Source organism: Methanohalophilus portucalensis (genome assembly GCF_002761295.1).
Taxonomy (GTDB): Archaea; Halobacteriota; Methanosarcinia; order Methanosarcinales; family Methanosarcinaceae; genus Methanohalophilus; species Methanohalophilus portucalensis.
Genome location: NZ_CP017881.1, coordinates 25,243 through 40,675 on the forward strand (window position 1 = coordinate 25,243; position 15,433 = coordinate 40,675).

Genomic DNA, 15,433 nt, shown 5'->3' on the forward strand with positions numbered 1-15,433 from the left:
ATATAAGCGTAGCTTTGCCTCTGTGATTTAATAAATTTAAGAGGTAAAATAAATGAAAATGAATGTCAAATTTGGAATAGGTGCAATGCTAACAGCAATGTTGTTGGTTAGCATGGTCTTTTCACCAGATGTGAGTGCACAGCCGATGCAAGATTCAAAACAAGAAACAAAGATAATAATTGAACCGAATTTTGAATTGGAACAAGGTTTAGTAGATGCATTAAATTCTAATTTATATAATGCATCCAAAGACGACATAATTTCTAACTATATTAATAACAATAAAGAAAAAATTAAGGCACAAAAAGATGTCAATATAGCAACATTAAAAGGTGATGAATTAAGGAGTTATACCTTAAAAGATGGTTCAGATATAATTTTTTCAGGCGATTGGACATTTTACGTGAGTGAGATAAAAGAAGAACAAATAAATCCATTGACTAGAGCTGGTATATCTTATACCCCTATTATTACACATTCTTATTCCGCGTATAGTTGGGTAGGACCAAGATTATTCTCTATATATACAAAAGGATATTTTGAATATGACGGAACCACTGTCGAGGCCCATCATATGGACTCTTGGTATACAAGAGGTACACTCAGTGTATGGCAAGTCTCTAATTGGGAAGAGGGTAAATATGATCACAGTTCTGGAACCTATTCTGAATTTTATGGTAGAGGAAATTTCTATTTTGGCTTTGAAATTGATGGTGGTAATTTAATACTGCAAGATGAATATATTAATCTCTACGTAAAATGTGATGAAGGTGGGGATTATGAAAAAGAAATGACTAAATACTAATCTAAAAAAGTTCCTTGTTTTAGTCATTTGTATACAATCATTGAATATTTGCTTGTATGGTTTTGTAGAGGACAAGTAACATATATCAAATACAAATTTCTAGTAGAAATTGATCTTCTTCAAAACCGTATCTTGTTTATAGGAGGCTTATGCAATGAATTCAGAATTTAAATTAATATTTAGTTTAACTTTCATTGCTTTTTTCATATTAAATATTATCAATTTGTTTGAACTTACAGTTGTGGTGGTTATAGGTTCTATTTTTATATCATTGATAGAATCAGTTATCCTGTCAGTTATTTTGTTTTTAATTTATCGCTTAATTATTAAAACAGCTTAATTCAAAAAGGACAATTGGATGGTATGGTCTTAATGTATTTGAATTGTAGTTCACTTCGGATAAAAAAATTACAAGTATACAAATTGCATGATGGTCTGTATCGATTAAATAATGGAAGGAGAATTGTTGAGATCAATAGCAATACTTCCTTTTCTTTTTGAGAATTTGTGTACCCGATGAAGCCGGACTTATTTTCAGTAAGCACTTTATTAATTTCATCTGGTTTTCTTCGTTACGTTTGCCAACATTTCATTTATGGTCCGATGCAGAAAAAGGAAAGGCTGGTGCCACCTTTCATTTCTTTGATACCGGTCCATATGTTGAGATCAAGATCAAATGATTTACTTGCTGAAATACCAGGTTCTGACTTAGATATAACCCTACTTTGACTGTCAAACTTGGGTTGTTAGTTTAGCATTTGTTCCTGCAGCAACTGCAAAAGCTGAACTTACTTGGCAAGAACAAATGCTGGAATCTAATGGAATTTATGTTAATGATTTTGATGCCGAAACGACCAGTTATGAAAAAGTTGGAGATGAAATTCACTATGAAGGTGATTTCAAGATTGATGTTGAGAAAAAAGTGGATGACAAATTCAAAATGTTAAAAACAAAAGGAACATTTGAAGGTACAATAAAACCAGATGGTTCGATGCAGGTTGAATATATTGGTAACAATTTTAATTTACACATGATTTTGTCAAATATTGGAAAAAATCAAGAAACCATTTTGTACCAATTTGATCAGGTAATGACAGTTGATGGTAAAACAAAAAAGACAAATAAAATAGTGCAGGTTCCTAATGAACAAATTGCTGATGTGGATGGAGGAATGGGAACAGATATAAGTGAAAATGAGGAATTTGTTAGCCCGTTTAGTTCAAAAACCAAAGTTGATCTTCCAAGTACGGCACCGTGGAGCTCCACTTTAATTTATGATGATATTCAGTATGCAGATATTCTAGCAACAGGTGCTATTCTTACTGGAATATTGTCATATTTTGGTCTAGCTCAGGCAGCTGCATTGTCTGCCATCGCTGTTGCAGTTGGTTATGCAATAGCTGAGTATGGTGATGTTGACACACGTGACATATATCTCGGTTTTTTCTTGTGTCTAAGCCCATCGAGTCCGATGCATGTTGAAGTCGATTATTTTTACGTTTGAAGGGGAAGTTGTCTTCTCCTTTCATATAATTTAAATTTATTATTAATTAATGAATTAATATGGGAATTTGAATGGATAGGATATTAGGTAATGTGATCTTTTATTTTTTTATAAGTGTAGCTCTTGTAACCGCATTTTATAATGCTTATATGGAATGGTTCAAGGATGAATTGAATCCGTTTATTTTATTTCTTACATTGATCTTTTCATTAATTGCAGCTTTCTTTAGAAAATATATTATTAGACAAGAAAAGTAAACAATCATATTTTTTATCATGACTATGTTTGAAATAAATAGTCATCTTTACATATTTAATTAAAATGCACTAACAGGAAGAAATTTAATGAAAATAAAATTAGTTGATCTACTATTTTACCTTTTTGTGATTTTTACATTTGTATCAGCATTTTATAACGCTTATTTGGGATGGTTCAAAGATGAATTCAGCCAAAAGATTATGTATTTAACCTTTTTATCTATGTTATTTATGGCTGGTTTAATAACTAAATTTTCTAAAATGAAATCTGATAACTAAAGGAATTGTTTCACATTCAAAATCCTTTGCATCGCAACAGTTAGATGGAATTTTCATTATATATTTGTAATGTAGGGAGTGTATGGTAGATGATTCAACATTATATGATACATTGGGGAGATAGAATTGGTCAAAATAATACACGTGGTAATGCTATTTATTGTCATAATCGGTTTAGTGGGTTTCACTGAATTTACCACAGATGAACCTGAAAAAGACATACGATCTGAAATACTGAACGTTAGTTATGCAGATGTAACTAAAATATCGATCATAAACGGATTAAGCGGGGATTCGATTGATATTAAAAATGGAAATAAGATAACTACTCTGGTAAATTGTATTTCCGGTTTCCCATTCACAGAAACGGAGGGGCAAAAAGATGTTAATGGATATTTGTATGCCCTCAATTTTTATGAAGGGGGACAACGAATATCAACAGTTACTATTGTAGGTGACGATATTGTTCAAATTAACGGAGTGTACTACAAATCCAATACTACACAAATTGAGAAATGCGTGACGGATGTATTTGAAAGTGGAAAATGAAGAACTCATTAGTATGCTTAGTTTAAGAAACAAAGTTAATGTTTTTTGCATATCACATTGAAATAGCAACTGTTGGTATAAGTTTGTCATAAAATGGCAAATTTGATTTGAAAGACATTTTCTATTGCCATTTCGGCTCTGCAAAATAACCATTCACCAAATAAATTAAATAGGGACATGGAGAAGAAATTTATAAAATTTAGAATAATCCAAGAGTGTTGCCGGCTATAGATAATATGCTAAGACTGCCTTGCAAGATTACTATGGTCTTGAATGTTGTTATTCATGATACATCTACCTTGAAAACTTCTCGATTTTTAGTATCATTACATAACGCTCCTTTTTATACCTTCATGTTCCAAATATTATATATACCATAATATCATGATTTTGTATGGTTGATGCAATACCGTGCGATATGTACTAGGAACTTGTTGAATGCTTGTACATAAAAACTGAAATTTTTATTGCAGGAGTTATTTTGTCCTGTGGGTTAAACTAATTATATCTATGGATGATATCTTATTAATGAACTGATTAATTGGAGGCAACTTATTATGCAATACAGTATGGGAATTGATGCAGGTGGCACATATACGGATTCGGTTATAATCAGGGATTCGGACGGAGCCGTTATCGACTCGAATAAAGCTCTTACTACTTATCCGGATCTTCTTGAAGGAATAAAAAATTCGCTTGACGGGCTGGATCAGGAGTACCTTAAAAATGTAAAATTAGTATCTGTCTCCACAACCCTGTCCACGAACACTATTCTGGAAAAAACCGGTTATTCTGTGGCATTGTTGATGATAGGGGATTATTCGATTCCTGAAGGGCATTCTATTGACAATTCCGTTGTAATTAAAGGGGGACATGGTTCTTATGGTGAGGAAATAGCCCCTCTGGACGAGCAGGCCATCAGGGATTATGTAACAAAAATGAAGGAGAAAGTGTCGGCTTTTGCCATTTCGTCCTATTTTAGTGTACGTAATCCAAACCATGAATTGCGTGCAAAAGAGATCGTAAAAGAACTTACAGGAATGCCGGTGGTCTGTGGCCATGAGCTATCCCAGGCACTGGGGGCTTATGAAAGAGGAGTTACTGCTTATCTCAATGCCCAGTTGATACCTATAACAAGTCAGTTCATAGAAACGGTTATTGGTGAAATGGAAAGACGTAATATTAATGCTCGTCTTCTGATGCTCAAATGCGATGGTTCAGTTGTGGGTATCGAGGAAGCCAAAGAAAAACCCATTGAATCCATATTCTCCGGCCCGGCCGCAAGTCTTGTAGGTGCTTCCTATCTCTCGGATTCTCCTACATGTCTTGCTATCGATGTTGGTGGTACCAGTACCGATGTAGCCATGGTAAATGATGGATTGCCCGAGATTACCGACAGGGGCGCAGTAGTGGGAGGCTGGCAGACCAAAGTACAGGCCATACGCATGGAAACTTCTGCTATGGGCGGAGATAGCCATGTTTGGATCAAAGCCCAGAAGATAAACATTGGTCCCCGCAGGGTCATGCCTCTATGTGTAGCAGCTTCTAAATGGCCATCTATTATTGACAAGCTCAAACTTTCACGTACTCCTTCCAAAATGCAGATGTGTGAGAATATCCAGCCCACCAAATTCTTTGTTAAAACGGGTAAAGAGATTCCAAACATCAGTAAGCTTGAGCAGGAGATTCTGGATAATATAGGTGAGGAACCTGTCTCTGTAACTGAAATCTTCATCGACAAATTGCCCTCTCCTCTGCTTTTGGACAGGCTGATCCAGAAAAGACTGGTGCAGGCTATCGGCTTTACTCCTACGGATGCATTACATGTACTCGGTGAATATGATGCCTGGAATGCAGAAGCATCTCGAATAGGTGCAAACACACTGGGAAGGTTGACTTTTCTGGAAAAAAGTAAGTTCTCGAAAGCTGTAAAGTCCAAATTTGCTCATAATATGGCATTATACATAATGGCCTATCTTCTCCGGAAGGTGGATAAAGAGGAAATTGAGACAATCATTGCAAACCAGAAGGAGTTTTTCAGTCATTTCAAAGTAGATGTTCCGGTCATACTTCTGGGTGGGCCTGTAAGTGCCTATGTGAATGAAGTGAATGAATTGCTGGATGCCGACATAATCCTCCCTGAACATGCAGAAGTTGGTAATGCTGTGGGGGCACTTGTGGGTAAAGGTATCAAACGTGTGGAGATTCTGATTCGTACGGTATCCAAGGGTAACAAAACAGGTATAATGATGTTCTCCCCGCATGGCAGGCAAAAATTCCCGGGTTATCCGGATGCACTCGAAGCAGCTGAAAAACTCGGCAGGGAAATGGTGCTTGAATACATGAAAGAAGCCGGTCTGGATCGCGGAGATGTTAAAGTGGAAGTCAGCAAGCAGGAAATCAAACTCCACGAAGGCAGTGGTTTGCCGATTGAGACCAAGCTGACCTTTGTGGGTATAGGAATGCCTGAGATTGAAAAATAAGGAGGTTTGTATTCAATTATTTTCCCTCCTTTTTCATCCTTCATGAATAGAACCGGGCTAATTTTCTATACAATGGTAAACTTTAATACCATCTTTTCCTTTTGCAGGATGAATACCTATGATAATCTCCTCTTCCAAACCCTTTGAAGAAATCCTGGATAACCTCGATGATTCCGGCAAGATATTTGTGCTGGGCTGCGGGGTCTGCGCCACCAAGTTACAGGTTGGTGGGGAACCCGAAGTGGAGGCTATGTGCCGCAGACTACGGAATGCAGGAAAGGAAGTTATCGGAGGAGGAGTTGCAAAGGCTGCCTGCAGCATCAAATCAAAGGAGAGTTTGCTGGAGAATGATCCTGCAATTGAGAAGGCCGACACCATTATAGTAATGTCCTGTGGCAGTGGTCTTTCAGTGGTTTCCTCTCTTGTGGATGTTCCGGTGCATCCTGCAACAAACACTGATTCACTGGGCGGATATTCAGAAGGCCATGTCAGAAAAGACCTCTGTGCTATGTGTGGCAGCTGCATTGCAGATTTTTTTGGTGGTGTCTGTCCGACGGCCCGCTGTCCCAAGGGCCTTATGAATGGTCCCTGCGGTGGTGCGATGGAAGGTAAATGTGAAGTTGACCCGGACAGGGATTGTGCCTGGGAACTCATCTATTTAAGGCTTAAGGAGATCGGCCGGCTGGACCTGCTGGAGAATATTTTCGAGCCCAAGGAATATGACGGTTGAGTATTAACTATTTCCTTTTCCTGCTTCGATGAGTTTAAAAACCAATGCTACATATTATCCTGCCATGCCCTCTGCCTTCAAGGAAAAACTGCTGTCCGATGAATTTATAGTAACTTCAGAGATATCGCCTCCCAAGGGCGTGGATGCTTCTTCTGCCTTTGAGGAAGCAGGATTGGTACGGGATTATGTGGATGCATTCAACGTTACCGACAACCAGCGTGCTGTTATGCGCATGTCTCCCCTGGCAATGGGTCACCTGTTAAAGGAGCAGGGATTGGACATTATTATGCAGTTTACATGCAGGGATCGTAATCGTCTGGCTCTCCAGTCCGACCTGCTCGGCGCTTATGCAATGGGTATGGAAAATGTCTGTATAATGTCCGGGGACTATCCGACAAAAGGGGATAATCCCGGTGCAAAACCGGTGTATGACCTTGATTCAGTACAACTGCTCGGGGCAATGAATCGGCTGGAGGAAGGATTCGATATTGCAGGTAATCCGCTGGAATCAGTTCCCTCCTTTACAAAAGGGGCGGTATGCAATACCGAACCTGATCAGCCGCTACAGCTAATGAAACTTGAAAAAAAAGCACGTATGGGAATTGATTTTTTCCAGACACAGGCTGTCTATGACATCGGCCATTTTGAAACATTCATGGAAAGTATTTCCCATATTGAGGTGCCGGTGCTTGCGGGGCTCATTCCTCTCAAATCCGCTCATATGGCCCGTTTCATGAATGAGAAGATTCCGGGTATCCGGGTTGATGATGAACTGATAGCACGCATGGAATCCTCAACTGACCCTGCAGAAGAAGGCCTTCTAATATGTGCCGAACAAATTCGTGAATTAAAAAAGGTGTGCAGAGGCATACATCTCATGCCAATTGGCCATTACAGGCACATAACGGACCTCTTTGAAATGGCCGGTTTACATGAAAAGAACTGACTACCCCTCTAAGGGATAATTATGCTTACACAGATTGATCATGCCAAAAACGGTGAATTGACCGCTGAGATGCAGCAGGTCGCAGTACAGGAAAATATGGACCCTGACACGGTACTATCCCACATCGCAAGGGGCAGCCTTGTAATCATGACAAGACAGGACAACCCTCCGGTTGCCATCGGGGAAGGGGCTACCACCAAGATCAATGTAAATCTCGGCAGTTCTGCTGCGAGTATTGACACCTCCTCAGAGATTGAAAAGGCCCGGATTGCAGAAAAATACGGTGCCGATACCATAACCGATCTTTCAATGGGAGGAGACATCCAGCAGATTCGCAAAGCAATTATTGAAAATACCACCCTGCCCCTTACCACGGTTCCTGTCTATCAGGCAGTTGTGGAATGCGGACTGAAAAAAGTCACTTCATCTGACATACTTTCTTATCTAAGGTCCCAGATAGCTGAGGGTATCAGCTCCGTTGTATTGCACTGTGTTGAAAAACAAATGCTTGAAGAAGTGAAAGGTTCAGGCAGGCTGATGGGTATGGTTTCCAAAGGTGGCTCATTTACCAGTGTCTTCATGCTTGGCAGTGACTGTGAAAATCCATTCCTTGAAAACTTCGATGAGGTCATGGAAATTCTCCGGGATAAGGATGTGGTGCTGTCTTTGGGTAACACTATGAGAAGTGGCTGTATCCATGACAGGCCGGATAAGGCCCAGCTTATGGAGATGGAAAACAATGCAGCCCTTGCAAAACGTGCCAATGAGCAAGGCATACAGGTAATCATAGAAGGAATGGGTGGGCATGTGGCGGCAGCCTCCATTCCTGAATATGTTGGGACCTATCGTTCCAAGTCCTGCCATCCCCTTTTTGTGGCAGGTCCTTTGCCTACGGATATTGCCTTGGGCTATGATCATGTCGCAGGTGCTATAGGGGCAAGTATGGCAAGCGGTGCAGGTGCTGACTACCTCTGTTACATAACTCCATCCGAGCACCTTTCCCTGCCAACTCCGGACCAGGTAAGGGAAGGCCTGGTTGCTTTCAAGATCGCGGCCCATGTAGGTGACTCGATAAAATACGGTATGGCAGAAAAAGATCGTCTGCTTGCAAAAAGACGTGCTAGTTTTGATTGGGAAGGGCAGATGGAACTTGCTTTTGATCAGGACCGTCCAAGGGATTTTTGTCCGATGGAGGGGCCATGTTCCATGTGCGGGGAATACTGTGCCATACAGATAATGGGGGAATATCTTGCAGAAGGTGAATAAACCTCCTTCAATGCAGCTTATAGGTATAAAAACCCCTATTATAAATTCCGGGGACAATGTTGTAGAGGTACTTTCAAAAGCATTTGCAGAACAATCCATCACTCTGGAAAATGGTGACGTAGTAGTGCTGGCCGAATCTGCAGTAGCTACAGCTGAAGGAAGGATTGTGAATCTTTCAGACATAAGTCCCACACAAAAGGCACTGAAATTGGCCCACCGCTATAGTCTTGATCCGCGGGAAATGGAATTGGTGTTGCAGGAATGTGATGAAGTATTCGGAGGGGTGCCAGGTGCAGCATTGACCATAACTAAAGGAAACCTTTCTCCCAATGCAGGAATTGATGGTTCCAATGCCCCCGCTGGCCATGTTGTCCTGCTTCCTGAAGATGCTGATAAAAGTGCTTCAGTCATCAGGAAAGGACTTCGGGAATTATTTGGATGCGATATAGGTGTAATTGTGGGTGACAGTCGAACCCAGCCCCTGCGATTGGGGTGTGTGGGTGTGGCGCTTGGTACCTCCGGTATTATTCCGGTCGAGGATGCCAGGGGAGAGAGTGACCTGTTTGGAAATATCCTCCATATCACTCATAAGGCTGTGGCGGATAATATTATGTCTGCCTGCCAGCTTGTAATGGGTGAGGGTGGAGAAAGTGTTCCCTGTGTAATTGTGAGGAATGCACCTGTAATGTTGGTGGATGAAGATGTGCCTATGCCTCTCTTTTCCAGGGAAGAATGTATGTATTATAGCAATATTCGTAGGAACGGTACATCGAAATCCTGATTCTAACACCAGTAAATTTATATAGGATAAAACCATGATTTTGTATGGTTGGTGCAATACCGTGCAACCCACGGTAAAGCATTTCAAAGATACTGTTGTAGATATATTTGATAATATTCAAGGTGATATCAGATGAGTAATGTTATATTATATGATTTCAGCGCCACCTGGTGTGGCCCATGCAAGATGCAGAAACCAATTCTTGAGAACCTGGAGAAGGAACTCGGCGACAAGGTCGATATTAAGGAAGTTGATGTGGACCAGAGTCCCGACCTTGCCGGAAAATATGGTATTCATGCGGTACCTACCCTGATCATCGAAAAAGATGGTTCGGAAATTAAAAGATATACCGGTGTAACCAGTGCCGATATACTGAGTGCTGAACTCAAGAAATTATTCTGATACACCCATCTTTCTTTTTTCTTCTTTTTTCGGAAAGGGTATATAACTTGTAATCCTCTTTTCACCTGAGGTATAACAAGTGCAGCGTTTGGTCAGGATGGGTATGATGCCGTATAGGCAAAAAAACGCCCGCGGAGGTTTTAAGCCCCACCTGGCTGTAAAGTTCAGAAGTGAAGAAGGAAGTTTGCGGTCTTTTTTTATTGATTCTACAAGGGTTGCGGCAAAATATCCGCAGCCAGACGCTTATTTGATAACCCATGCCCATTCTGACCATCATGGCAGTTCAGCAATGCTTTCTGAGTGCTCAATATGCACGGAAAAGACAATGAATGCCCTGGAGGTACGGCATGGTCGTGATTTTAAAGGCAACTTGGCAGGGGAAAATGGGCTTATTGACTATAGGGGCGTAAAAATACGAACCTATCCAACCCACCACACAGATGGTTCTGTGGCTTTTGGGTGGGAGAATGAAAATGGGATGCGTATTCTTGCAACAGGTGATGTGAAAGATGCCTCAAATCTTCCCTCTTGTGATGTACTCATAACCGAGGCAAATTATGGAGACCCTGCTGACCTTTCCTGTTATTTTGAGGATGATCTGGAAGGATTTTATGCGGCTCTTGAATCCTCTCAGGATGTAGCATTTGGCGCGTATCCCTTCGGGAAGGCGCAAAGGGTTGTAAGACTTATCAGGCAATCGGGTTACCAGGGGCCAATAGGGATGGATGACAGGTCGCAGGAACTTACACAAAACCTGCTTGAGAATGCAGGTGAACTTGTTTCGATGGATGAAAGAGCCAAAGTCAATGTTGTTTCTCCGGGCAAACTCGAAGACCTCCCTCTTTATATGTCCAAATACATGATTACAGGACGCAGGGATCACCGGTTTCCTTCCATTAATATCAGTGACCACCTGGATGCTTCAGGCCTGGAAAAAATGGTTCTGGATATCGATCCTGAGTTTGTGGTTGTCTATCATCCGGGGGGACATCGTCCCTCTAGATTTGCTTGTCATCTGAATTCATTGGGTTATGATGCTGTTTGCCTTGCGGATATCAATAATGTTGTCAGCAATGAATTTATGTAATAGGTGATCACCTATGAATAAACGTTTATATAGGTTATTGTGTTGTATGTTCATTTATAATATTCATTCAGGAGAAGATGCCCCTTGAAAAATAAAGCGAATAAATCAAAAAAGGAAAATAAGCCTGCTGAAGGGGAAAAGGCTTCTGCTGCAGAAGTGGCCACAGCTACGAAGGTCATGACCCCCGAGGAGAAGAGAGCAGCTCATGTTGAGGGTATCGTGAAGACTGCAGTTGCTGCTTTTATAGGAATTTTCGCAGGTATCATAGCATTCAATGTACTGGGAATAGGAGCGGAAACAAAATGGTATGCTATCCTTGTGATTGTTGCAATACTTGCCTATTATGCCCAGCGTTTGATTTTCCCAAAGATCAATATCGATACCAAGGAATTTGGTATGAAAGATTGGTTTTATGTAGAGTTCATAGTTATTGATTTTTGCCTTGTCACCTGGACATTACTTTTGAACTGATATCCACCCTTATCTGGCAGGTATTTTGATATGCGAATTGCAGTACTGAATAAAGATAGATGTCAGCCCAGAAGATGCAGCCACGAATGTGAGAAATATTGTCCCCGCGTCAGGACAGGCGACGAAACAATCATTTTTGGAGAAGACGGTAAACCCATAATTTCTGAAGAGATGTGTGTGGGTTGTGGTATATGCATCAATAAATGCCCCTTTGATGCCATTATGATTATTGGCCTGCCCGAGGAACTGGATAAACCAATCCATCGCTATGGTACCAATGGTTTTGCGCTCTATGGCCTGCCTTCAGTTGAAACCGGCAGGGTAACCGGTATTCTGGGGCCCAATGGTATCGGTAAAAGTACCTGTGTGCAGATTCTTTCAGGAAACATGATTCCCAATTTTGGTGGTGAGGAAGGAAGCTGGGATGAGGTGCTTGAATATTATTCAGGAACCTCTATGTATGAATATTTCAGCAAGGTTGCAGCAGGCACTATAAAAGTTTCTCAGAAACCCCAGTATGTGGATATGATCCCCAAAGCTTTCAAGGGCAAAACCCGTGAATTGCTTGAAAATACAGATGAATCTGGCAGATTGGATGATCTTGTGAATAAACTCGGTTTATCTAATATAATGGATCGCAATATCGGGGACTTGAGTGGAGGGGAACTCCAGAGGGTAGCTATTGCTGCCTGTGCTGCCAAAGACGCCGATTTCTATTTTTTTGATGAGATAAGCCCCTATCTTGACATTTACCAGCGTATAAAAGTGTCCCAGTTAATTCAGGAAATTTCACAGGACAAGGCCGTACTTGTTGTAGAACACGATCTGGCAATTCTGGACATGCTCTCTGATGTGGTACATGTTGCTTATGGTATGCCTTCGGGCTATGGTGTGATTACTCATCCCAAGGGAGTGCGTATTGCCATCAATCAGTATCTCAAAGGTTATCTTCCCGAGGAGAATGTGCGTGTCAGGCCGGACAGTATTAATTTTGAGGTACATCCCCCAAGAGCTGAAAAAGAAGTTGGCACACTTGTGGAATATGAGGGCTTTTCCAAGAACTATGATAAGTTCAGCCTCAAAGCAGCTGAAGGTTCTCTTAGAAACGGTGAAGTGCTCGGTGTTGTGGGTCCCAATGGAATTGGTAAGTCCACTTTCGTAAAGGTCCTTGCGGGCGAGGAAGAACCGGATGAAAAAGAGATGGACTTTGACATATCCATTTCCTATAAGCCCCAGTATGTCGTTGTTGACCATAATCTACCGGTTAAGTATTTCCTCAGGGGAATCTCCTCAAAGGTCGACACCAGTTACTATGAGGCTGAGATTGCCAAACCTCTTCAGCTTGAAAGGCTCTATGACCGCTCCCTGGCCGATCTCAGTGGTGGTGAATTACAGAGGGTTGCAATAGCAGCCTGTTTGACCAGGGATGCAGATATGTATATTCTTGATGAACCAAGTGCTCATCTTGATGTCGAACAGCGCTCCCAGGCCACCAAGACCATCAAGCGTTTTGCTGAGAACAATAAGAAAACCGCCATGGTTGTAGATCATGATATTTACATGATCGATATGCTCAGTGAAAGGTTAATCGTATTTGAAGGTGAACCGGCTGTATATGGTGAAGCCCATTCCCCGACCGGTATGCAGAAAGGAATGAATAAGTTCCTCTCCAATCTGGACATAACTTTCCGCCGTGATGAAGATACGTCCCGGCCCAGAGTCAATAAAAAGGATTCACATCTGGACAGGTTGCAAAAATCCAAGGGTGAATACTATTATTACAATCTGGATGAATAATTTCATCCTCTTTTTGCAAGGTACCAGGTGAGAAACTCACTGTAGATAATTATTCCTGTCAGTGTAGTCCATACTATGAACAGGATGTGGTAGTTGTTTATAGGGACATTTCCACCATCAAGCATGAAATGCTGTATTGACAGGAAGGTCCCGGTGGGTTCAGGTACAATAATTGTTGCAAGCATAATGGGTATTGTGAGCAGCAGTATTGCAAAAAAGGATGAGAACCTGAAAAATATGAACAATACAGCAACGGATAATATCAGAAAGAAGGCAATTGATATGGAGAAATCTATTATGTCCATTTAAATCCTCTTTAATTTCAATCAACGTTTTTTATTTATATATAAGTATGCGATCAGTGGCCCGGTTACAATTACCATGAGCAGTACAGCATAGATGCCAATGAGCATTTTTGCTCCCATAGGTTCTCCGGCTGGCTGGTTTGAATCTTTTGTATGACTGTCTGCATTGCCATCATGTATATTTATTGTATAAGTATCTGTTTTTATCTGATCGGCAGTCCCTTCCTCATTTTCATATTCAAGCACAGTCGGAGACAAATGAACTGCAGGGGCATCAGGTATCTTGATTGTATATTCAATGGTTTTTTCTTCAAGGGGCTTCAGTTTGCCAGCCCAGGACAATTCCCCTCCAATAACATCCACCTCATCAGGAACATTTTCTTCCACCTCCACATTCGAGGTTATGGTTCCTGTGTTGGATGCTGTCAGGGATATTCTGACATGTTCCCCTATTATGGGAGTAGTCTTGTTTAGTTTCCTGTCTATTTCCAGTTTGGTACCTTCAACTACTACCGGAAAGTTTCCATCAGAGGTCACTTCATATGAATTACCCTTATATTCAAAACTGGCAGTTGCGGGTTTGATTTCATATCTTCCTGGCTCCGTGGGCATAGCTGTATAATTGACTGTGTCACTGCTGTTTGAAGGGATTACCAGATCCCATTTTGGATAAGGATTGTCCATCAACAAGAAGGATGAAGGAAGATTGTCCTGGAGATGGATTATCTTTTTAGAAGAAGCATAATTATGGATTGAAAGGTTTACTGATAAGTTGGAAGTAGCGTCTAGGTTTTTTTCCACAATTTCCTTGTTGATGGATATGAAGGGAAGGATTGTGGTTGTGGTTTTTACGGAATCATCATACTCGTTGCCCTGGTAATCAAAACCTTTTAGGTAAAGTGCAATTTCGGAATTGATCTTGCGTGGTTGTTCGGGTATTCGGATAATCAGGTCAGTGGTGAAGTTTTTCCCGGGTTTAAGGACCTGGGACACATTTTTCTGGATTATATCTCCAACAGAAGTTTCTGTTTCAAGGGAAATTCCCCTAAGGGTCAACTCTCCTGTGTTTTGAATGGATGCTGTTGCATGAATCTGATTATTGCATCGGTATGTATCCCTGATACCTGTGAGGCTTAGTTGAACAGAGGCTTCTCCAGGTGTGTAGACCTCAACCACTACTGATGTACTATCGACATAGGAGACCCTGAACATAATTTCCCTGTTGTATTTCAGGACGTCCCCGCGTTTGAATTCCTGCTCTTGATTTTCGTTATTATGCTTTATGTCAAGATATGCAGTTTTTGTGGCTTCATCGATTGCTTGAAGTTTTACATCTGTATTTTCATAGGATACATTGTTTCCTGCATCAAGCCTGTAACTTTCTCTCAGTATCCATACTTTCTCAAACTCGTGGAATGCAGCATCAAAAGTAACTTGCCCCTTGTTTATTTCTGTGACATTAACCCTTAGTGTGTTTTCGTGGACATATTCATTGTTGGCGCTGTCATCAAGGCGGAAATGTTCAATATAGTTATCATTGAGATAGAGAATTAATTCTGCGTTTCCATTCCCAATATTATAGGGTTTTAGGGTATAACTATCAATGAATGCCCTTTCCCCTTCTCCCAGGGAATAGGAACCCTGATTGACCCAGATATCCTCATGCTGGTGGTCATAGGCGTAAGCAGGATTGCATAGTATTAAAAGGATTAATATGGCGGGAATATACCTTGAAGGCATCTTCTTCACATATATGTTGCATTGTCTATAA

Annotated in this window: 14 protein-coding genes; 12 read left to right on the forward strand and 2 right to left on the reverse strand. The window is 41.0% G+C overall.

The annotated features are described in order from the left end of the window. The first annotated feature begins 52 nt into the window (after positions 1–52). The 12 genes from BKM01_RS00125 (at position 53) to BKM01_RS00195 (ending at position 13,357) form a co-directional block, all read left to right on the forward strand. The gene (locus tag BKM01_RS00125; RefSeq protein ID WP_084006341.1) at positions 53–805 is read left to right on the forward strand and encodes a hypothetical protein; all 753 of its coding nucleotides are present in this window, start codon (positions 53–55) and stop codon (positions 803–805) included. A gap of 805 nt (positions 806–1,610) precedes the next feature. Then, the gene (locus BKM01_RS00135) at positions 1,611–2,309 is read left to right on the forward strand and encodes a hypothetical protein (RefSeq protein ID WP_072361577.1); all 699 of its coding nucleotides are present in this window, start codon (positions 1,611–1,613) and stop codon (positions 2,307–2,309) included. A gap of 662 nt (positions 2,310–2,971) precedes the next feature. Beyond that, the gene (locus BKM01_RS00150) at positions 2,972–3,394 is read left to right on the forward strand and encodes a hypothetical protein (RefSeq protein ID WP_072361568.1); all 423 of its coding nucleotides are present in this window, start codon (positions 2,972–2,974) and stop codon (positions 3,392–3,394) included. Between the two features lie 557 nt (positions 3,395–3,951). Continuing rightward, the gene (locus BKM01_RS00155) at positions 3,952–5,877 is read left to right on the forward strand and encodes a hydantoinase/oxoprolinase N-terminal domain-containing protein (protein WP_072361565.1); all 1,926 of its coding nucleotides are present in this window, start codon (positions 3,952–3,954) and stop codon (positions 5,875–5,877) included. A 118-nt stretch (positions 5,878–5,995) separates the two neighbouring features. Continuing rightward, entirely contained in the window at positions 5,996–6,607 is a 612-nt protein-coding gene (locus BKM01_RS00160; RefSeq protein ID WP_072361562.1) for a methylenetetrahydrofolate reductase C-terminal domain-containing protein, read from the forward strand. A 28-nt stretch (positions 6,608–6,635) separates the two neighbouring features. Continuing rightward, positions 6,636–7,553, forward strand: coding sequence for a methylenetetrahydrofolate reductase (locus BKM01_RS00165; RefSeq protein ID WP_233125730.1), 918 nt, complete (start codon positions 6,636–6,638; stop codon positions 7,551–7,553). 21 nt (positions 7,554–7,574) lie between these two features. Then, on the forward strand, positions 7,575–8,819 hold the full coding sequence (gene thiC / locus BKM01_RS00170; RefSeq protein WP_072361559.1) for a phosphomethylpyrimidine synthase ThiC: 1,245 nt from the start codon (positions 7,575–7,577) through the stop codon (positions 8,817–8,819). Then, positions 8,803–9,600, forward strand: a complete 798-nt coding sequence (cofE, locus tag BKM01_RS00175) for a coenzyme F420-0:L-glutamate ligase (RefSeq protein WP_233125729.1) — start codon at positions 8,803–8,805, stop codon at positions 9,598–9,600. The genes thiC and cofE overlap by 17 nt, the downstream gene beginning before the upstream one ends. A gap of 132 nt (positions 9,601–9,732) precedes the next feature. Next, the gene (locus BKM01_RS00180) at positions 9,733–10,002 is read left to right on the forward strand and encodes a thioredoxin family protein (protein ID WP_072361557.1); all 270 of its coding nucleotides are present in this window, start codon (positions 9,733–9,735) and stop codon (positions 10,000–10,002) included. Between the two features lie 103 nt (positions 10,003–10,105). Then, positions 10,106–11,089: an MBL fold metallo-hydrolase gene (locus BKM01_RS00185; RefSeq protein WP_084006345.1), complete on the forward strand. Its 984-nt coding sequence runs from the start codon at positions 10,106–10,108 to the stop codon at positions 11,087–11,089. An 84-nt stretch (positions 11,090–11,173) separates the two neighbouring features. Further along, a complete protein-coding gene (locus tag BKM01_RS00190) occupies positions 11,174–11,560 on the forward strand; it encodes an EMC6-like membrane protein (RefSeq protein ID WP_072361554.1) in 387 nt (128 codons plus the stop codon). Positions 11,561–11,590: 30 nt separating this feature from the next. Next, entirely contained in the window at positions 11,591–13,357 is a 1,767-nt protein-coding gene (locus BKM01_RS00195) for a ribosome biogenesis/translation initiation ATPase RLI (protein WP_072361551.1), read from the forward strand. A gap of 2 nt (positions 13,358–13,359) precedes the next feature. Here the strand turns inward: BKM01_RS00195 and BKM01_RS00200 are convergent, their stop codons facing one another. Together BKM01_RS00200 and BKM01_RS00205 are read right to left on the reverse strand one after the other, a co-directional pair. Next, positions 13,360–13,662, reverse strand: coding sequence for a hypothetical protein (locus BKM01_RS00200; protein WP_072361549.1), 303 nt, complete (start codon positions 13,660–13,662; stop codon positions 13,360–13,362). Between the two features lie 21 nt (positions 13,663–13,683). Further along, positions 13,684–15,402, reverse strand: coding sequence for a COG1361 family protein (locus BKM01_RS00205; RefSeq protein WP_072361545.1), 1,719 nt, complete (start codon positions 15,400–15,402; stop codon positions 13,684–13,686). Positions 15,403–15,433: the final 31 nt, after the last annotated feature.